This is a genomic window from Runella sp., from assembly GCF_027484545.1.
Lineage (GTDB): Bacteria > Bacteroidota > Bacteroidia > Cytophagales > Spirosomataceae > Runella.
On record NZ_JAIXST010000342.1, the window covers coordinates 18,521 to 38,460 of the forward strand.

Consider the following 19,940-nt stretch of genomic DNA (forward strand, 5'->3'; position numbering starts at 1 on the left):
AAGAGGTGAAGTTAAGCGGAAAGGGATGCTTTTATTACCTCCACAAACGCCACCCTTACGCCAGCTATATCGGCGATTTGAGGTATATCCAAAGAGGTTTTCTGTAATAAGTTGACTACAAAAGCGCGCTCTTTTTCGGCACTTGCAATTTCTATTCCTTCTCTAATTCCTTCTTTAATTCCCTGCTCAAGGCCTTCTTTTCTGCCTTCATATAGTCCCTGTCTTTTGGCTCTGTCTAATACAAATTCTTCTAAGCCCATAGTTGTTTGACGGTTAGCAAGTTGATTTAATGTTTCCTCAAATTTAAGAATATAGCGTTCATTATCAAAACGAATATACAGTTTTAAAAAACGCATCAATGACCTGATTTTCTCTTTCGAAATGGCTTTACTCAATAAGTGCTTTGCCAGCTCAGTTTTTAAATCCAACAGTTTCTCTTCGTCAAATGTTCCTTTCAGTAAAGCGGTTTGCACGGTCAGAATAGCTATGGCAAAAGGATTGTTACTTTGCCGTAATAGTTCGGCATCAGCATCCAATACTTTGTACGAGTTGAAATCATACTTGATTTTTGTTCCTAAAAATTCCTGCACAAATGCCGTTGGCCGAAATGCCTTATTTTTATCGGTCAAAATGGCAAAGGCCGTGATGGGCTTTTTGTATTTATCTTTGATCCGATGGTAATAGGTGAACATACGCTCGGCAAAATCACGGTCATGGGACCCCTGCACTTCAATGTGTACTAAAATCCAGCCTTCAAGCCCCTCTTTGGTAATCACTTTAACCAATTTGTCCACGTATTTGGGTGAAAAATCATCTTCATCCGCGGGAAAAAGTTGTTCAAGTTCTTTATCCAAAAACTCAAACGGGCGGTTCATGTCAAATAAGTCATCGGCATTTGGAAAGTAAAAACGAAGAAAATCATCGAAGATATCTTCCAAGAGTCCCTTCCACAGTGCATCGTCACGTTTCATTCACTTTGGGGTATTTAGTGAGCGGAATTATTTTTGATTACATTTTTGTGCATTTTTGGCACACTTTTCGTTCTATCCACAAGACCACATTGAGACTCCTGATTATGAAATTGAGGACACTGATTGCTCTACTATTTATTATTTTATTTTTTCAGCGGCTCTGCGCACAGGAATTTTTAGGGCAACACAGCAGCAATTATGCGGGTATTAACCGAGCTACGTTCAACCCGTCGTCGATAGCCGGGACGCGCTATCGGTACCATATCAATTTGATTTCCTGGAACGCTACTGTCAACAATCGCTATTTTAAATATTTTCGGACGGATGCACTTTTTCATACTTTTAAAAATCCTTATACCGAAACTGATATGTACGGCAAATCCAAGCTGACGGGCACGCTGACGCAAGGCGAAAATGTCAACGTAACGGCTGAACTCAGAACACCGTCGGGCTATGTGGGGTTGGGTAAGAATAATTGGCTGGTTGTGGGATTTCAGTCCCGCATGAGAGGATTTGTACAGGGGTCGGGCGTGCCTTCGGTAATTTTTGACAGTTATAAAAACCGACTCGATGATGGTCTTACGAAGGCTTCGTCGGGAAGTTTCAAGGATTTTACGTTCAATCAACATTCTTTTTTTGAAACAGGGCTGACGTTTGCGGCCATGCCGATACGCATTGAAGGGCTGATTCGGGTCAAAGTGGGAGCGACGATCAAACGCCTTTCGGGAGCACGAAATGTATATCTCAACATCAAGAGCGCTAATTATCAGGTTCGTCCGTTGAATCAGGAAGAATATGTCCTTGATTTGTCGAATGTCAATTATGAATACGGTTATACGCAACCGGTAAAATCGTTTAGTTTGGGCAGTCTGTTTTCGTCAGAGTATGGCTCCGGCGCAGCGGTTGATTTGGGGGCTACGGTTGAATTGGGGCGCATTCGCAATCATTCTCAAGACAGAGCTAATTACATTCTGCGTTTTGGGGCGGCGATTACGGACGCGGGTAAAATCACGTATCCCAATACAGGAAAGCAATACAGCGGAACGCTCAGTAAGCTGACCATCAATCAGGAAAAAATTATTGATTTGGGAAACAACTCGGTTAAAAATCTGGAAGCCACTTTCGGCAAACCTGACTCGCGAGACTACAGTTACAGTACCCAACTCCCACGTACGGTCAACATCGATGCGGATGTACAGTTTGCACGCTCGTTTTTCATCAATGCTACTTGGATTAAACCGACGAATACGGGCGCGTTGCCCACTTATATTTACCAACCCGAGCTGTTTACCTTGACTTCTCGTTTTGAAGGCGAAGATGTGGAGTTTACCCTGCCCGTTACCTGGATACAGGGCAATCAAAATCCCACCATTGGTTTTTCAGTCCGGTTTGGCCCCGCGTACATTGGTTTTAGCAATTTTGGCGGGCTTGTCAGTAAAAGCGTTCAGCCGCGAGGTTCCATGGCCTATTTCGGAATTCAATTGTGGAAGTTAAACGAAAAAGCGTTAACCAAAAAAAGAAAAAGTCAGCGGAGTTAAAGGTTTGAACAGAACCTTTGCACTAATTCGACATTCGTAATTCTAAATTCGTAAATCCCCTTACCCACCCGCTTTTTTTGCCTTATACCCCTTGGCCAACAGCCACGTTAGAATCTTGTCCCTAAAATCTCCCTGAATCAAAATCTCACGGTCTTTGGCGGTGCCGCCGGTACCGCACAGGGTTTTGAGTTGTTTGGCCAAATCTTCCATGTCTCCCGTTTTTCCCGTCCATCCTTTGATGGCAGTTACTACTTTGCCGCCGCCTTTGCGTTCGAGCCATACTTTCAATTCCTGTTGGTTGGGCATAAGCGTTTCGGGTTCTTCGTCAGAATCGTCGTTGTATTGGAAAGTGGGGTCGGTCGAATAAACGATGCCGCTGCGTTGCTTTTTTGACATGATTTAAAAGTTTTGACCCTCGAAATAGCATCTTTTTGGGCAGTTTTTCAAGGATTACGTTTCAAATCATCATTTGAGACGTGTCAAATCATGTTTTGAAGCATGGAAGGTTTGGCCTTGCCCCACTTTTGCCTCATCAATCGCAACAGGGCAATTGACTAACCATCTCACAAACCATGAAAAAGGTACTGTCAGCATTCATCATCACTTTGGCATTTGTTACTACGTCATGTCGGACACTTACTTCTACCACCTACATTAAAGCGAAGGACAGCTTTATATTGGGAAACAATGAACACGGAAGCTATTCAGTAAAACTTAAAAATGTATCGGCCAACGAGGTACAACTTTGGAAAGCACCGATTGGCGGCGGGCAGCATTCTCCCATGACTGTAAAACCCAACGAAACCATTAAAACAAACGTGGACAAAAACACCGCTTTACACATCGAAAACAAATCTAACGAACAAGTTGCCGTTGAACTTTTGGTCAAAGGGGATACAGGTCTTTCAATGGGTTATAAAAATTAATTTCCAACTCCTTTAAATTGACTGTATCATGAAAAAACAGACATTCATCATCGCTCTGATTATTGTTTCTTTAGGAGTATCCTCATCACTTTTTGCGCAGGAAAAACTTGGGAATAACACAAAAAGTATAACCGTAACCTTCAAAAACAACAGCCTTTTGGTGCGTAAGTATTCGTTTATTACCTACGCACCAAACGAAACCGGAAACGGCACAACGGCAGATTTTATGTTGCCTTATGCTACCAAAGAGTTTAAAGTAGCACCGGGGACGAAGTTCTATTTGGCTTCTCAAAAAGAAGTAAGAGTAGTTATGAGCGGTAATCAGCTTGCAGGTGCCCCTTTTTATATTGCCAAAGTCGAAGACGATGGCAAAACCATCAACTTACGATAACAGTAAGAACCACTTTTGCGGGCTTTTATCTATACAGTTCAATCATAGCATCGGAGACATAATAAAAGGCAATGAAAAAATTAATTCACTGTATGCTAACGCTTATCAGTTTTGGGGTAATAGCTCAAAGCCAGTCCGACACGATTGCTTTTACCCTCAACCGACAAAGCAATATCTGCATCAAAGCCCGCATCAATAATTCCGATACATTGGTCCTGATGTTTCACTCGGCTTCCACGGGGATTACTTTACTGAACGAAACGGTGGCGAAAAAACTGCCGTTGAATTTAGATAAATCAAACACCGTGCAAACGTGGGGCGGTACGGCCGAATCCCGATACAGCAAAGGAAATACAATGACCATCAACGGCTTAAAATGGGAGAACATGACCATTTATACCAACGAAAACTCCGGTGAAGGCACCGATGGAAAGTTTGGACATGATTTGTTTGCGGGCAAAATAGTCGAGATTGATTACGATAAAAAGCAACTGATTGTGCATCAAAACCTGCCCAAAAATCGTAACACCTTTGCCAAAAGCGGCTTGAAAATCATTCAGGGGACTATTTATATTGAGGCCTCTTTGAGCATTGGCGAAGACGTTTATACCGATGATTTTATGTTTCACACGGGTTACGGCGGCAGTATTTTGTTAGACCCCAAAATCGGAGAAAAATACACGATGCAATCCCGACTCAAAACCATCAGTACTTCTGAATTGCGCGATTCTTACAACAATATCATCAAAATCGAAACCAAGCAATTGCCCCAAATCAGCATCGGCGGCGAATCGCTTCGAGAAGTTCCGGTTAGTTTTGCGGCTCAATCTTCGCAGATACCCATGAAAGTCTTAGGCAATGATCTATTGAAGCGCTTCAATGTTATTTTCGACTTCCAAAAAAACGAGATGTATCTGAAAATCAATCACCTTCGCGATACGCCTTTTGCCATTAAAAAGTAAGCCGTCTTCACCTTTTTAGCTCTGTTCAGCTGCTGAATGCGCTTAAATTATGATTTGACACGCCTCAAATCATGTTCTGAAGCGTAGAAGTTTTTCCCTTGCTACACCTTTGTGTCACCAATCGCAACGACGCGGTTAGTCAAAATCCTAAAAACCATGAAAACACAGATCACGCTTACTCCCCATTATTTTATTACTCAAAATTCATTTACAGCCATGAGAACCCTTTTCTCAAAAATCATTACGCCGGTGTATACCTCCACTTGGTATTCCGACCTTCTATTGGCAGTGCCGCGCATCATTGGATGCTATTTTCTCGCTGTCAACTTTGGCGGCAGTAAGTTTCCTACTCCCGATTGGTTTGTGGAGGATGTTTCCAAATTTGGCGGTTTGTTTGCTTTGTTTCCTGCTTTTTTTGCGTGGATGGCCGTACTGGCCGAAACATTCGGCGGTGCTTTACTGGTCCTTGGACTGGGTACCAGAATAGCGGGTTTTATGGTAGCCTGTACCATGTTGGTTGCTGTTTTCTGCCAAAAATGGGGCGGAGAAGTGTGGGAAATGTTGCCTGCAATGGGCTTTCTTTGGATTTCACTCTACGCCATTGTGATGGGTTCGGGAAGGTTTGGTTTAGACCATTTGATCTCAACAAGAGTTTTTCGTAATTAATTTGTTATCAATTGTTTAAAGAATAGAAACATGAAAAAGACAGTATTTGTAAGTGTGTTGTTTAGCCTTGTTGGCCTCATGGTTCAGGCGCAGCGCGGGCCATTGAAAGGTACGGGTAAGTTAATATCGAAAACCTTTGATTTTCGGAGTTTCGACAAAGTACATTTGGAGGATTTGGACGGAAAAATTGAAATCGAAATTGGTAAAACATTCTCGGTAAAAATTGAAATTGATGAAAATTTGGAGCCGTTGTTGCACGTCAGTAAAGAAGAAAAAGAGGACGAGTTGATGATTTCTTTGAAAGGAAATACCAACAATAAACTCTACGTGGAAGATACGCGCATAAAAGTAAAAGTGACCATGCCGGAAGCATCCGTGATTCGCCATCGCGGCAACAGCGCTTTACACATTACGGGGATTGTAGGACGGTATTTTCGGTTGGAGAACAATGGTAACGGCGATGCGTCTTTGCAGGGAAATATTGATGACCTCGACATCAAAAAAGACGGGAATGGCGATGTCAACGCTAAAAATCTGATTGCCAAAACCGCCAAGGTGAAATGCTACGGCAACGGAAATGTAGACGTACATGTCCAAATATCGCTTACGGCGCACGGTTCGGGCAACGGAAACGTTGGGCAGTTTGGGCCCGGGAAAATTGAGCCTATCTCTGGCATAACCGGGAACGGGGAGGTCAGAAAAATGTAGCAACAAAATTCCGAAAAGGAAAATAATGCAGCCTTTTAAACCAAACCGGCCTTAGGTAGTTAACTAAGACATATATACAGCTATTCATTCTCATTTGTGCCCTATGAAATTTTTCCTCAGCAGCTTTTTGTTTATTTCCCTTTCCGCTTTTTCGCAGAAATACGATGCCATCCTCAAAAAATATGACACCTTCAATGGGGTCGTTTTGGTCGCAAATCAAGGTAAGATTGAGTACCTGAAGGGAGTTGGGGTGGCCAATCGCCAAGAAAACATCCTGATACATCCACAAACTAAATTTCGGATATGCTCCATTACCAAAACCTTCACGGCGGTCTTGATTTTACAGCTGATGGAGGAAGGTAAACTCCAACTCACCGATAAAATCTCAAAGTATTTGCCTGACTATCAGGGGGAGGGAAAAGATAAGCATCCATCAGCTGCTTACCTATAGCTCCGGTATTGAAAACCTCGACCAAAATAACGAAGCCATGTACGCTCTTAAATGGCCGTTGGACAGTATCGTGCGCAAGTATTGTTCGGGTAAGCTCGTCAGTGAACCAGGTTCGCAGTTTAGCTACAAAAACGCGGACTACATCCTTTTGGGTAAAATCATTGAAGCCATTACCAAAAAGCCCTTTGAGCAAGTGTTACAGGAAAAAATTCTCGCCAAAATAGGACTGAAAAACAGCGGTCTGCTGTCGAACGGAAAAATTGTAAAAGGGTTGGCTAACTCTTATTTGTATGATTCAACAAGCAAGTCATTCATAAACGACGACCCTTATTGGATTGAGAATTTCTATGCGTCAGGGGCGATGTTTTCGACGGTTGAGGACTTACTCAAATTTGACCAAGCCATTTTTAAAAATCAGCTTTTGTCCAAAACAAGTACGGAGTTAATGTTGAAATCTTATCCCGAATTGTGGTACGTAGCCTACGGTTTTTGGGTAAGCGAAAATACATTTGCGGGTAAGAAAATTCGGTGTGCCGACCGTCAGGGCAGTATTTCGGGGAGTAATACCTCGTGGTTGCATCTCATTGACGAAAATAAAACGTTCATTATTTTCAGTAATACCGATGCGGTCAAGCTCAATGACTTAAGAACTCAACTGGTAGAAGCTTCCCTTAGGAAATAAAATCTGCGATGTCTTCTATCAAACGCCTTTACAATTCGGCTATTTCTTAGCATTGCTTTTCGCGGTTTTACTCTGGTTTCGCGGTTGGCAGGAAGAGCGGCTTTCCGACAAATTTTTGGGATGGATCCTATTCTTTTTGGCCATGGAGATTCAGGATTATACCTTTGGGTTTTCTGGAATCAACATTCTTTGGGAGAAATTTGAGGGCTTTCCGCGTTATTTCCATCTTGCCTTTGCGCCCACCATATATTTTTACCTGAAAGCCCAAATCAACCGTGATTTTCGGCTCAAAGCCGCCCATTTGTGGCATTATCTGTTCTATGCCATTTACTTTCTGGTCAATATTGTAGTCTTCATGCAAGGCAAAAAAGCGGTGGATACCTTTCGCAGTTCGGAGTTGTCGTACTGGCTGGGTTGGTTGGAAAGTAGTGCCATTTGGGGTTCTTATATCTATTATTTCTACCAATCGCTGCGCCTCTATAAAGAATACCGCCGTTGGGCCGAAACCCAGTTTTCAGATACCGAAACCATCAGTTTTGTGTGGCTCCGCAATTTTATTTACCTCATCATTGCGGGCGAAGTATTCAAATTTGGCTGGTCTGTTGCCGACCGCGCCTTGGGTGATTTACCCTTTGAGCAGGATTGGTGGTGGCACCTGCTGACAGTAGCCATTATCTGCTACGTAGGTATCAAGGGATACGCTCAGCATCAACCCACCAAATTAGCATTCAAGGGAAAACTCGTAGAATATAAGACGTTACCTTTGGAAAATGAACTTTCAACGCCGATGAGCGATCCTCCATCCGTGCCGAACACTGATTATTCAGAATGGAAACCGAAGATTGAGCAACTGTTTAAGGAACAAAAATTATACCTCGAACCTGAACTTTCGTTGAGCGATTTGGCCACCAAACTCAAAACCAATACGTCGGTCCTGTCGGCGGCTATCAATCAGAATTTTGGAAAAAATTTCAACGATTTCGTAAACGAATACCGCGTGGAAGAAGTCAAACGCCAACTCAAAGACCCCACCAATGCGCATCTGTCGCTGTTAGGCGTAGCGCTGGAATGTGGTTTCAATTCCAAATCTACTTTCAACCGGGCGTTTAAGAAATTTACGGGGCAATCCCCGAAGGATTTTGCATAAGTAAATACTTTCTGGTTTTGGCTAAACCTTACAGGTCTCCAAGACCTGTAAAGTTTTATTCATCAAACGTTCAACAAGTTATCAATTTTTTCCATAAAACGCCCTGCTACGGTTTGAAATCCGAACTTGTTGGGGTGGATTTCGTCGTACCATTGGTCGTCGTGCATGGCTTTGCGCTCGTCTATGTAATGGACATTCGGAAACTCCGCCGCTACATCTTTCACCCGCGTATTGAACTCGTCGATGATGTAGGTCAAAACGTTCTTGCGGTCGGCTTGGCTGGTCATGCCTTTTTCTATCATGTAGGGTCCGAGCCAGCCTTTTTTGGTGGTTTCGAGCGGAATGATGTAGTCGTAGCCGTGACACAGTACGTGGATGTCGGGGCGAACGGCAAACAACTCGTTGAACATTTTTCGATAGACTTTTTTCAGACTGTCGAGTTCCTGAATAAGCGAAGGCTCAATGTATGATGAGGCAGAAAGACCCGTTTGATGCGGCCCTTGTTTGATGTGGTCGCGGAACTGCTCGCCCAACACATCGTTTCCACCACCACTGATAAGGAAGAATCGGGGCTCTTTGTCTTCCACTGCTTCCAGCCATTCGCCGTCTATGTCGTAGTTTTTGAGCGTGTCGCCCGCCGCCGCTACGCAGTAAATGGCGTAGGTCTTGGAGAGGTGGTCGATGGTATCAATTACCAACGGATGCTGAAACCACGAATCACCTTCCGACACGATTTTGGGCATGTTGGGAAAACGCAAACGCATGATTCGGTACTTGGCGTTGCGGACAGTGCGGGCGGCTTTGTTGGCGACGTTTAACAAGTCATCGCTGATAAAGCCCTTTTCGTCTAAGTGCGCGTCGGTTTTACGAAGTTGAACTTCGGGTTTGAGCTGATAATCAGGCTGTAAATTGGGTTTTGTTTCGACGTTGAAATAATTCCCCAACGCATATTCTGCCAAATTTTCGTCTTCCAACATGGATTGCAGTTCGGTCTCATGCACGGTGTTGTATTCCGGGTTGATAAATTCCAACGTGAGTTGCTGCGTAGTCCAGGAGGCGGATTGCCCTTTTTCAATTTCATCTTCCAGATTTCCTAAACTACGCATGGTCGCTTTCTTTTTCAGCGTAAAAGGCATGGGTAGGCTCTCTAAATTGAGTTCTTCGACGTTGGAAAGGTCGGTTGTGCTGACGATAAATTGCAAGTATTCCACATTTTTTGGCCAATTGTACAACCGAACGTGACTTTCTAAAAACATCGGAATCGTTGTATCCCCTCTGTAAGAAAGTTGTGTAGATGCGCCCGGGTCCAGTGGTGTAACAGTTGGGTCTAACAATTCCAGAGAAGCTCCAAAACGAGTATCCAGGCACACACAGCAGAAGTACAGTTTTTGGCTGCTTTGGTTGGTTACTTTCACACCGACACCACCCTGCCATTTGTTGTTTTGCAGTTCGTAATGCAGTTCGACGGTATTTTGATTTATGGCAATCGGTTGGCCGTTGGCATCGGTTACTTCGATTTTTAATGGACTGACCAAGGCGGAGTCATTGCGCAAATTTTTCAAAAAATGCCAGTTGGACAAGTGTTTAAAATCTTTGACCAACTGAAACGCAAATGCCTCCGAATCCAGCACAATTGGCTCCACCAACGGACGGAACGTGTCCAGCGGACGGGTTAGCACGGCGTGACCGTTGCGCAGCGAAAGCGTGTAATCGGCGTTTTTCTCTTCGGTTTCCAGTTTAACCTGATTCGGGATTTCGGTCAACAGCTTTTCAGTTAGCAGTTGGCTGTCGGTCAGGATGTTATCTTCATTGTGCAAATGAATTTTGAGTTGATGGCTCATCAATCCTTCGACGTACCCTTTGTAGGTTTTAGCGTTGTCTAATTTAGCTTTGGTCGTATTGTCAAAATCCAAAATCGTCGTGTCTGCTTCAATGGATTTAACCTTGGCTTCGTAGGTTTTCGCACTGTCTTTTACGGTAATGCTTTTGGTATTTTGACCCATTCCGTGAATGGCGCCACGCTGCAATACCCAATTGCCGCCCCCGTCGCGCAATATATCGGCGTAAGTGCCTGCTTCGCCGCTGTCGGGCTTGTTGAACACGTTGGTGTACGACAGTCTTTTACGATACGCTGCCGGAATGTACATAATTGGTGTTTGCTCAAACGCATTGTTAAGCATCTGCTTAACGCGACCGTGCAAGGCGTAATACGTGAGCTGCCCACCTGAAGCTTCCAGCGTTTTAATCAAGTATTTCGTAAAAATCCCTTCACCCCCTACTTCTACCGCTGACTCGTCTGACTCACAGGCCGAGAGGCTGATGTGTGCGCCCGGCGGCAGAACTTTGTCAACGTGTTTCCCTTTAAAATCAGCGGGTTTCAGCGATTTACTGAAAATGAATTTTTTCCAATCGCGCTGCGGAAAGATAAAAGCTACGCGCCGTTCGATAACATCGTCATAAGTAGCTTTGAGAATAGCCTCGTTGCGGGTATTATCGCTGGAGTTGCAGCAATCAGACAAGACTACCACATGCGCTTTGGTTTTGGAAACCTGCTGAATAAGATATCGTAACTCTTTGTCGGCTAGTAAATAGTCGTTTTTGTGTTGTTCGTCATAATAACACACCAAACACTCATGCTTGCCGTCAGATTCTTCTGTCCACACGGTGGTATCGGCTTTTTCCTGCGTGCCGTGGCCCGAGTAGTAAAACAGCACTACATCGTCTTTTTTTGCTTTCCCAAGGGCTAAAAATGCCTTTACCACTTCGGCTTTGGTGGCTTTTTGGTCGGTGAGGAGCGTAATGTTTTTGGTGCCGAAAGCCGTCTCATTTTCAAGGTATTGCTTGACTTTTTGGGCATCATTAACACAGCCTCTCAAACGCGGGAAAATGACCCGTTTTTCCAACACTACTTGGTCTTCATAGGCATTGATACCCACCAAAAGTGCAAATAAGTTGGGCTTGGGAGCACCTTTCGATTCTTCGTCATTAAAATTGGACTCAAAATCTTCGGGCGGAGCCACTTCCACGCCTTTCGGCGCTGCCATTTTATTTTCGATGGCTTCTTCGTTGAAAAGTGTATCGCCTGTTTCTTCCCATTCAAGCGCATCTCGTTTTATAAAGGCAGGTTCATAATTGGCGGCCTGCACTCCCGACATGACTTGTGACCAATCGAAGGCCGGTCCAATGTCCCATTTGCCGCTTGGGCGGTAGTTGACATGGGAAACAATGCCTTTGAATGACAGCACGTCCTGCGTCGGTAAAAAGCGTTTGGATTCGTCCAAAAACTGACGCGGGATGTTGTATTTTTTGGTCAGGAACCGCAGCAGAATCACCAAACTGTCGTACTGTTGGGGCGTGTAAGAAGCGTAGTATTTTTGCTCACGAAAGGGCGTATTCAATTTTTGATAGGCTTCCGTTTGGGTCAGCGGACAAAACAAATCCACGCGATTGGGATTTTCGGGAAGGCGCGAATAAATAGTTTCGAGGTTACCGTTTCGTTCTACCAAATAACCGTAATTGATGATTTCAATGCCAATCGTGACTTTATCCCGAGCATTGTTGGTACCCGAATTGCCAATTCCCGCTCCGATGTGGCCGGACCAGTATTTGGAAGGAAACAATTGATAAATGGTGCCATCGCGGGCCAACACAAAAGCCACCGATACGTGGCGGTCCTGCGTGGTAAGGGCACTCATCCCACCGCTCAAATTTCCTGCCGTAAAGTGCAGGACAATTTGCTGTTTGGTCGGCGTTGGCTCGGGCGTGTTGAAATAATCCGTCCGATTTTTGGGTTTACAAACAACGCCTCTCAGGGTGAGGTCTTCGTCCATAACGGGCAAAGCAAAGGGCGTAAACGTGTAGCCGGTGCTGTTTTTGAAAGCGGCTTCGTCGGGAGCTAAAGTGTCATAACGCATTGGATTATTGGGGGTTTAAACGTTGAGGATTCGCTTGAGTTGATGGTACCAATTGTTGACTTTCAGCGTGCTTTTTTGGTAAGCATCTTTTAGGAAATAGAAAAAATCGTCCCACACGGTATCAGCTACCCGATACTTTTCTTTGACGTCTTTGATGTGGTGTTTGCGCAAAGTATGATTGTTGTTGAGCGTATCTCCCCCCGCCCAATGTTCAATGCTTTGCAGCGTGGGCCATAGTTGAACATCACCGTTTTCGCAGGAAAGCACTACGGATTGTTCATTGGGCGAAAAAGTGGCGTGATAAATCGGCGACTTGGTTTCAAAAACTCCTTTGACTTCTCCGTTTCGGTCCCAAAGTTGGGCAATGCCACTGTTGGTAGTCGTCAGGATGGTACTGTTGTCTTTCGAGACAGCGGCACAGCTGACAAAATCGTTATGAGCAAGTTCGAGCCATTTGTCGCCGTTCAAATCCCATAGTTTGGCCGTACTGTCGGCTGAGGTTGTCACAATCAGCGGATTTTTAAAATTAGGTGAGAAAGCAGCGTACGAAACCGAAGAAGTATGAGCAAATACCTGAAGCAATTCATACGTTTTGCGCGACCATAAGCGGGCCGTATCGTCGTGGCAGGCCGTTAAAATGTACTGACCGTCGGGCGAAAAAGTAGCTCGATTGACTCCTTTACCATGTTGAAAAACGTGTACTTTTTGGCCTGCCTGATCCCAAAGGATGGCCGTATGGTCTTCGGAAGCAGTAAGGGCAAATTTGCCATCGGACGACAATTCGCCACTGTGGACGTCGCCCAAATGTTTTAGATTTATGGTTTCTCCGTTTTTGTTTTGGAGTTGGGCAATGTTCTCAAAACACACCAACCACGTATCGGCGCGAGGGGTAGCTATGTCTCTCACTACGCCGTTGTATGTGGTCTGAGCCAGTGATTTACGATTGTTGAAATCCCAAATTTGAATGGATGCATCGGCCGAAGCCGTGAATAAATAAAGAGAGTCTGCCGAGAAGGAGGATTTGTAAACGGCGTCAAAATGACCCGCCAACGTACCTCTCAATCGGTCGCGTCGTTCCCAAATTCGCAGTCGGTGGTTGTTTACTTCTACCGCTGCCAACAGCTTTGAACTTGGGGAAAACCCCCAGCGGCTGTCGTCGCTGAAAAGTGCTTTAACTGCCTCACCTTTACTGTTCCATAATTGACTTGGAGTGCCCGTTTCCGACGCGTCTTTTATTTCGTTGACCAACCAGTGGGCATCGGGTGAGAACCGACAATCGGGATTTGAAAAGTCAAATTTGTTGCGAGATACCAAATGTCCGTCTACGGTCCAGCGACTTATGGTAAAATCATTTTCAATCGTGCTTAATGTTTTTCCATCCGATTCAAAAGCAATGTCCAATAGTTTGGACGCACTGAGTTTTATAGTGACAGGTGATTTGGCCCGACCAATGGACCAAACTTGTACGACGTTGTCCTGAACTATGGCTGCGCAATAATTATAGGCAGGATTTGAATCGTTGGTAGAACTGCAAATGATTTTGGACGGAAAAGTTGGAAAAATAATGGTTTTGATTAACTCACCGTACTGCGTCCATATCTTCAAAACGCCATTGGCCGACACCGTAAAAATGCGTTCGCCGTTGGAAGAGAAAAAGAGTTGAACGACTGGAAATCCATGTCGAAATTTGTCCAATGGTTTGCCTTTCATTGTCCAAGTGGTTATCTCGTCAGAATTCGATAAGGCAAGCAGGAGCGGATTAATGGAAGGTAGAAAAAAGGCGTTTTTTGCAGGATACGTTAGGGATAATGTACTTATTTCCTTTCCATTGATGTCCCATAGTTGCGTGAGGCTGTCGTTGGAAACGGTCAAAATGGATTGACTGTCGGGCGATACATCGGCAAATTTGAAGCCTTTAGGTGAAGAAAGACCCGCGAGTAATTTGCCCGAAGGATGCCAAACAGTTACCGTTTTAGTTCTGAGGGCCAAAATGGATTGGTCATCGGCTGCCACGCGGATAAATTGGAGAGTATCACCCGCTTTGACGCGTAAATCCTGCGTCAGAACCTCGGCCCACTGTTCCGGAGAATCGTATTCGTTGAAGGCATTGAGCAGAGCACGTTCGGTAAGGGAATTGGGAAGAATCCGGTGCGCCTGCCACGCCAGCGACAGCGCGTCTTCGGGATTGGATTTCAGAATCAGGTTGCTCGAAAGCGACACCAAATTGCTGACGAGGGATTTTTGCCACTGCAAAATGGCCAATGAACCAAAACCCACCACCACCGCCAGTAAAATGGACAGATTGATCAGAACCCGTTTGCGCTTTCGTTTTTCAATTTCTTTGCTGATTCGTTCCGATTCCCGAAACTGCTCACCCTTCGTAACAAAAGCAGAAATAGACTGAAATTCATCGTCAGTCAATTCCTCGCGAACATCTGTTTCATTGACTCGAAATTCCTGCGACGATAATTTGTTCAGGAAAAAATCAGGGTTGTTTGCGTTACTTTCATAATCACTGAAGGCTTGTTTCAAACGGCGAATTAGGTTATACAACCGCTTTTGTTCAGAACTGCGTTTTCGGAAAATGACGCCTGCCAAACTATCGTGAAAAAATTCGTAGCTGCCGTTGTCTTCCAGTAAAATACGGCGGTATTCCAATTCTTTTAATGCTTTGATCAGAAGCGGTTTGTCGCCGTCGTTGGGGAAGTCGTTGAGATTGACGTTTTTGCGGGTTCCGTTGGAGGTGACAAAATTATCCAGCAATTTGTGAACATAGCCCGGACGGTCTTGAAGTTCAGGAATTTCGGCTTGCACTTTCGCAATTTGCTCCTCTACATAGTCTTCCAGTACTTCATCAATCCGCCCCACTTCGTCAATGGTTGCCTTATTGATACTGACAATTTCATCGTCCGTTTTGGGTTTTTGTTTTTCGGCGGCGCTGTTCCAAAGGCGGTCGAGATATACTTGCAGGTAAGGGAGTTGGATGAGTTTGTTGGGTTCTTTGAGGTTCTCAACAATGGCGTCGGCATCCGTACCGGGATTTTCCAGTTTGACCTGCGGTAACGCATTGAACGTCTGAATAATTACCTCTCTGATGCGCTCGTCACCCATTTGTTCCACGCGCAATCGGTAATCAAACAACGTGGGTAATGCTTCTTCAAAACTGTACAGTTGGGCCAAGTACTCCTCGCGCATGGAAAGGATGATTTTGCAGGGAACGTCCGATTGGTACAACTCAATGAGGGTTTGCAAAAACTCGTATTGTTCCTGCGCGTCGCCCGAAATAAAAAGCTCTTCCAACTGGTCAAAAAGCAAATAAACGGGACGGAGATAAAGCAGCGAAATGTACCTGACCTGCTCCGAAATCGGACGAATATCGGGGCGTTTGTCCCATTTGGAAAGCTCCTCGCGCAGCGCAGCGTTGATGTCCTGTTTGCGTCGAATGTAAAGCGAAAACCAGTCGGTATCGCTCAGTCTTTTGGCCAATCCACTGCGGATAAGGCTCGTTTTGCCCGTTCCCGAAGGCCCATACACCAGAATAAAACGCGAACGAAAGGTTAGATTGAAAAGCGTTTCAATTTCCTGATCACGCCCAAAGAACAGGTGTTTGTCCTGAGCGCTGTAAGCCTCCAAAAATTTGAACGGGCTGTGATTCATGGTTTGATAGATAGGGGACTACATTTCCCAATAATTGAGATTGAACAGGAGCGTGGTAAAGGTGTTGAATTGCTCGCGCAACACGCCGAAATCCGCTTCGATTTGGCGGTCGTTGGCCTGAATTTGGATTTTCAGCGGCTCGTCTTCGGGACGTCCGATTCGGCGGTAAATGAGGGTTTTGTCAATGGGCGAATACGACTCAAAAATGTGTAAATCAAAAACGTTGTCGCTTCGTTTGGCAAAGACATTTTTATCCAAAATAAAGGGTGACAGGTTGAGGTATTCAATTTTTCCTGCTTCCAACACACTCTTTACCAACAATACCGACTGACTTTCCCACAAATCCGCCGAAGGAGTACGGTCTTCGCGGTAAAATCCTGTGGTATCCGCGCTTGACACCACCAAACTGGTTTTGAGCCGCACTCGTTCATGTTTGTATTGGGGTGCTTTGCGGAAATACTTAATGACTCGGATGTTTTTATAAGATTCAAGGTTGTAACGTATCCAAAAGCCTGAATTTTCGGCAATATTGCTCAGATTTTCTTCCCCGATTTCACAAATATCGAGGCAGTCGGCCTCGCTGATGACTTGGTTGCCTCGGTAGGGAAAGCGAGCTTTTAAATCCACAAAAAACTCAAGACTGTCGAAAAGGGTTTTGGCGTTGGGGTCGTAGTAGCGCGTCACCAATGTTTCCAATTCTTCGACGTAGTAAGGGATTTGATTGGCTTTCAGGATTTCCCTCAGGGTTTGTAAAATCGTTTCAAATGCCGTGTGTTCTCCTTTCAAATAGCCTTTCAAAATGGCCACCTGTTGTTCCGTAATTTGAATTTGCCCGCGAGGAGTTTGCAAATATAAATCTCGGATTTGGGTCAATAAGGTACTGATAAACAAAGAGATAACCGAATCGAAAAGGTTTTGGTACGCGTGAATTCGACTTTTGGTAGGCTTGGGAATCAGGTCTTCTGGGCTGACAATCGGTGGGCATAAAATGCGCCGCAGTGGCTCGGCCAATGGGTACGAAAGCGATTCAATAATAAGTTTACTTTTGATTTTGTCGTCTATTTCGGGATCGCCCAAGGCTTCGTCTTCAAACCGTTTTTGCAATGTAGCATCATAGTTCTGAAGAGCTGAAAACGTACTTTCAATCAGCCGTTTATTAGGAACGTACGTATTGTTTTGTCGTTGCGAATTGGTGGACAAACTCCATTGGTCTGCCTCGCCCGTTGGATTGATAAACACCCAGTTTTCGGCATCTAACATGTCAACGTCTTGGCCTAATCCGCGGGTTTGAAGATTGGTTTTTACGGATAAATTTACGTCTTCTTTCGCTCTTTTTATGGCTTCGCCGAGCGAATATTGGTTATTGAGGTATTTATAAAGAGAGGTTGAAAACTGACTCGCCTGTGTGTCGCCGACGGGTGCTTGAGTGGCTACGATTCCTGCTTTTATCGGCTGTTTTTGGAGCGTTTCCACCAACGATTTGGTAGCACAACCGTTCAAAAAAACAAATTTAAGATTGGGACAACGAGCCAGAACAGCCGACAAGCCACCCACCAGCGCCCAAGCATCGTCGAGGAGGATGCCTTCCTTGCCTGCGTGGCCTGCAAAATGAAAAACCGAGATGCTTTGTTGGTACGTTTCTATTCGTTGAATCAAACTTTTGACAGTCGCGTAGCTTTCCCGTACAATCTGAAAATGACCTCGCGCCTGACGAGGTGAAAGAGTATCAAACAGGCTTCGGTCTTCGTCGGTGAGCGTAGCCAAGGGCGCGTCCTGACTGTTGGAAAAACATAGCAATAAAGTATCCATAACGAGTTGAGCAAAAGGCGGAAGGCAAGAATTTTCCAAGGATAATGTTACGAAAAAAAACGCAGTTTCGCCAAAAATAGAAGGCATAACTTATCGAACGGTAACAAAATGCAGGTTTCGATACTAACTTGTTACCGTTAACTAAAAACCGGCATGTTTGGCAGGTAGAATGCTTGCGCTTTCAGTTATAAAACTTTATCTTTCTTTCCACAATTACTCTTACAACTACCGTTATGAATATTCATCAATTTTACCTCAAACATATTGCCAAACAAACGGGCTATCGCGCCACTTGGGAACCCAATCGTCCGCTTTTCGTAGGGGCAGTCGGGAAGTTGGAAGAAGGCGTTTTTACAATTTTTTCCAATTTGGAAAAAGAAGGCATTATCCCCGAAGTCATGGAAGATGAATCGGAAGGTTTTTGGGATTATACCTCCAATGAGTCGGTGAGCATCGGCATCAAATTGGCGGGTCAGGTTCCCGTTGCCGGAAGTATGTTGACCGAAGCCGACGCAGGATTTACGCTGGATTTTAAAAGTCAGGATGCTGTGGTTTTTCAGGCTGATAAAACGCTGACGCATCAAATCGTGAACATGGGCGCTATTGAGAAGGAAATCATTAAAAAATACCGGGATGATGCATGGCCCAAAGATTGGTTGGTGATCACTCAATTGGTAGAAGCTGAGTCAGCTACGATTATTATTTCCAACAGCAGCAACAATCAGATTGATTTGAAAGCCGCTGCCAATGTCGGCACCACCAACCTAAAACTGACCGACGCGTCGCTGGGGCTGCATGTGGTGCGTGAACGGGGAAGCAGTTTTAAGATTTTGGCCAAGAACGGTATTACGCCTTTGTACCGCGTGATGGGTATTCGGCATCCGCTGTTCGGCAAGCCACACCTAAGTACGAAAGAAGCGATGCTATTGCCCGATGACAATACGCTGGAGGTTCAGGAGTTTGAGAAAGAAGAGCTTTTTTGCGGTCCCGCACGGGCGGCCCCGGCCGCCGCGGTGTCGAATTCAGAGTGCAGAATGTCGAGTGAAATGATGTCATTGCCTGAAATAGGTTGCCCTCAAATGGTAACGTACAATCGTAAGAACCGATTGCTTAAATCACTTCAGCATAATAGGAAGACTTGCCAAGTTTTTAAAACCTGGCAAGTCTTAGCGTCAGAACCTGAGAAGTATCGAATGGACACCCTCACAAAAATGGGATATAGAAACAAAAGTTGCTGCGTTTGCGTTAGAAAAGCATAACCACTTTTGTGATGTCCACTATTCCCGTTATCAAACCTACCGACATTGGCCAAAAAGGGCTTTGGATCGCCTTTGGGGTACTTTTGTTGTGGTTTGTAAGTTTGGCTTTTTTGCTTCAGTATCCTATTGATTTTCGCGACCCGTTGGTGTATGTGTTTGTATTGCTGCAAATGCACTTATACACGGGGGTGTTCATCACCGCTCACGATTCCATTCACGGCGTGGTAGCTCCTCATAACAAGCGCCTTAATTATTGGGTAGGCTTTCTAAGCGCCTCATTGTTTGCGTTTAACAATTACAAACAACTCTCGTCCAAGCATCATTTACACCACCGCTACGCCGCCACTCCCGACGACCCCGATTACCACGGTGGGTATCCAAACTTCTTTTTGTGGTTTTTTGCTTTTGCCAAAGAGTACGTTTCGGTGGTGCAAGTGCTGTTGATGGCTGTGACATACAACATTTTGAAATTATGGTTTCCGTGGGAAAATCTGGTGGTCTTTTGGATGATTCCTGCGGTGTTGAGTACGTTTCAGTTGTTTTATTTCGGTACGTATTTGCCCCATCGCGGCGAGCATATTAATCCGCCGCTCAATGCCCGCAGTCAATCGCTCAACCACGTTAAGGCTTTTTTGAGTTGTTACTTTTTTGGGTATCATCTGGAACATCACGCGTATCCGTATCTGCCTTGGTGGCAACTGCCGAAGGCGCGGGAGCGGATGGAAGAGATGAAGCACACAAGCTGACATTCGGCATTCACGGGCGTTTCCTGTTTGTTTTTTTGCGGCTGTTCCGATAAGTATTCTAACTTTGGAACTTAATATAGCCTTAAGATTCAAAACTTCATGCAAGGGAAACA

General features: G+C 44.8%; 14 protein-coding genes and 1 pseudogene. 10 read left to right on the plus strand and 5 right to left on the minus strand.

The annotated features are described in order from the left end of the window. Window positions 1-11: 11 nt before the first annotated feature. Complete coding sequence (locus Q0081_RS30565; protein ID WP_298362628.1) at window positions 12-971, minus strand: hypothetical protein; 960 nt, start codon at window positions 969-971, stop codon at window positions 12-14. A gap of 104 nt (window positions 972-1,075) precedes the next feature. On the opposite strand from Q0081_RS30565, the gene Q0081_RS30570 reads away from it, so the two are divergent. Beyond that, entirely contained in the window at window positions 1,076-2,509 is a 1,434-nt protein-coding gene (locus Q0081_RS30570) for a DUF5723 family protein (protein WP_298362631.1), read from the plus strand. 60 nt (window positions 2,510-2,569) lie between these two features. Here the strand turns inward: Q0081_RS30570 and Q0081_RS30575 are convergent, their stop codons facing one another. Further along, the gene (locus Q0081_RS30575) at window positions 2,570-2,905 is read right to left on the minus strand and encodes a translation initiation factor (protein ID WP_298362634.1); all 336 of its coding nucleotides are present in this window, start codon (window positions 2,903-2,905) and stop codon (window positions 2,570-2,572) included. A gap of 176 nt (window positions 2,906-3,081) precedes the next feature. Between Q0081_RS30575 and Q0081_RS30580 the strand changes: the two genes are divergently transcribed. From Q0081_RS30580 to Q0081_RS30610, 7 genes and pseudogenes are all read left to right on the plus strand, one after another. Further along, window positions 3,082-3,435, plus strand: a complete 354-nt coding sequence (locus Q0081_RS30580) for a hypothetical protein (RefSeq protein WP_298362637.1) — start codon at window positions 3,082-3,084, stop codon at window positions 3,433-3,435. A 28-nt stretch (window positions 3,436-3,463) separates the two neighbouring features. Continuing rightward, the gene (locus Q0081_RS30585) at window positions 3,464-3,826 is read left to right on the plus strand and encodes a hypothetical protein (RefSeq protein WP_298362640.1); all 363 of its coding nucleotides are present in this window, start codon (window positions 3,464-3,466) and stop codon (window positions 3,824-3,826) included. Window positions 3,827-3,918: 92 nt separating this feature from the next. Beyond that, window positions 3,919-4,788 (plus strand): pepsin/retropepsin-like aspartic protease family protein, encoded by an 870-nt coding sequence (locus tag Q0081_RS30590; protein WP_298362642.1) that lies wholly within the window; start codon window positions 3,919-3,921, stop codon window positions 4,786-4,788. 156 nt (window positions 4,789-4,944) lie between these two features. Continuing rightward, complete coding sequence (locus Q0081_RS30595) at window positions 4,945-5,454, plus strand: DoxX family protein (protein ID WP_298362645.1); 510 nt, start codon at window positions 4,945-4,947, stop codon at window positions 5,452-5,454. Window positions 5,455-5,484: 30 nt separating this feature from the next. Then, complete coding sequence (locus Q0081_RS30600; protein WP_298362648.1) at window positions 5,485-6,162, plus strand: GIN domain-containing protein; 678 nt, start codon at window positions 5,485-5,487, stop codon at window positions 6,160-6,162. 103 nt (window positions 6,163-6,265) lie between these two features. Beyond that, window positions 6,266-7,295: pseudogene (locus tag Q0081_RS30605) on the plus strand (serine hydrolase domain-containing protein). Window positions 7,296-7,347: 52 nt separating this feature from the next. Then, window positions 7,348-8,442 (plus strand): AraC family transcriptional regulator, encoded by a 1,095-nt coding sequence (locus Q0081_RS30610; protein ID WP_298362651.1) that lies wholly within the window; start codon window positions 7,348-7,350, stop codon window positions 8,440-8,442. Window positions 8,443-8,504: 62 nt separating this feature from the next. Here Q0081_RS30610 and Q0081_RS30615 read toward each other — a convergent pair whose 3' ends face one another. From Q0081_RS30615 to Q0081_RS30625, 3 genes are read right to left on the minus strand one after another with little or no spacing between them, the layout of a single operon-like run. After that, the gene (locus tag Q0081_RS30615) at window positions 8,505-12,356 is read right to left on the minus strand and encodes a caspase family protein (RefSeq protein ID WP_298362654.1); all 3,852 of its coding nucleotides are present in this window, start codon (window positions 12,354-12,356) and stop codon (window positions 8,505-8,507) included. Window positions 12,357-12,371: 15 nt separating this feature from the next. Further along, window positions 12,372-16,013, minus strand: a complete 3,642-nt coding sequence (locus Q0081_RS30620) for an AAA family ATPase (RefSeq protein WP_298362657.1) — start codon at window positions 16,011-16,013, stop codon at window positions 12,372-12,374. Window positions 16,014-16,031: 18 nt separating this feature from the next. Further along, complete coding sequence (locus Q0081_RS30625; RefSeq protein WP_298362659.1) at window positions 16,032-17,822, minus strand: CHAT domain-containing protein; 1,791 nt, start codon at window positions 17,820-17,822, stop codon at window positions 16,032-16,034. Window positions 17,823-18,055: 233 nt separating this feature from the next. Here Q0081_RS30625 and Q0081_RS30630 point away from each other — a divergent pair, with 233 nt between their 5' ends. Beyond that, window positions 18,056-19,081, plus strand: coding sequence for a hypothetical protein (locus Q0081_RS30630; protein ID WP_298362662.1), 1,026 nt, complete (start codon window positions 18,056-18,058; stop codon window positions 19,079-19,081). An 11-nt stretch (window positions 19,082-19,092) separates the two neighbouring features. After that, the gene (locus tag Q0081_RS30635; RefSeq protein ID WP_298362665.1) at window positions 19,093-19,827 is read left to right on the plus strand and encodes a fatty acid desaturase; all 735 of its coding nucleotides are present in this window, start codon (window positions 19,093-19,095) and stop codon (window positions 19,825-19,827) included. Window positions 19,828-19,940: the final 113 nt, after the last annotated feature.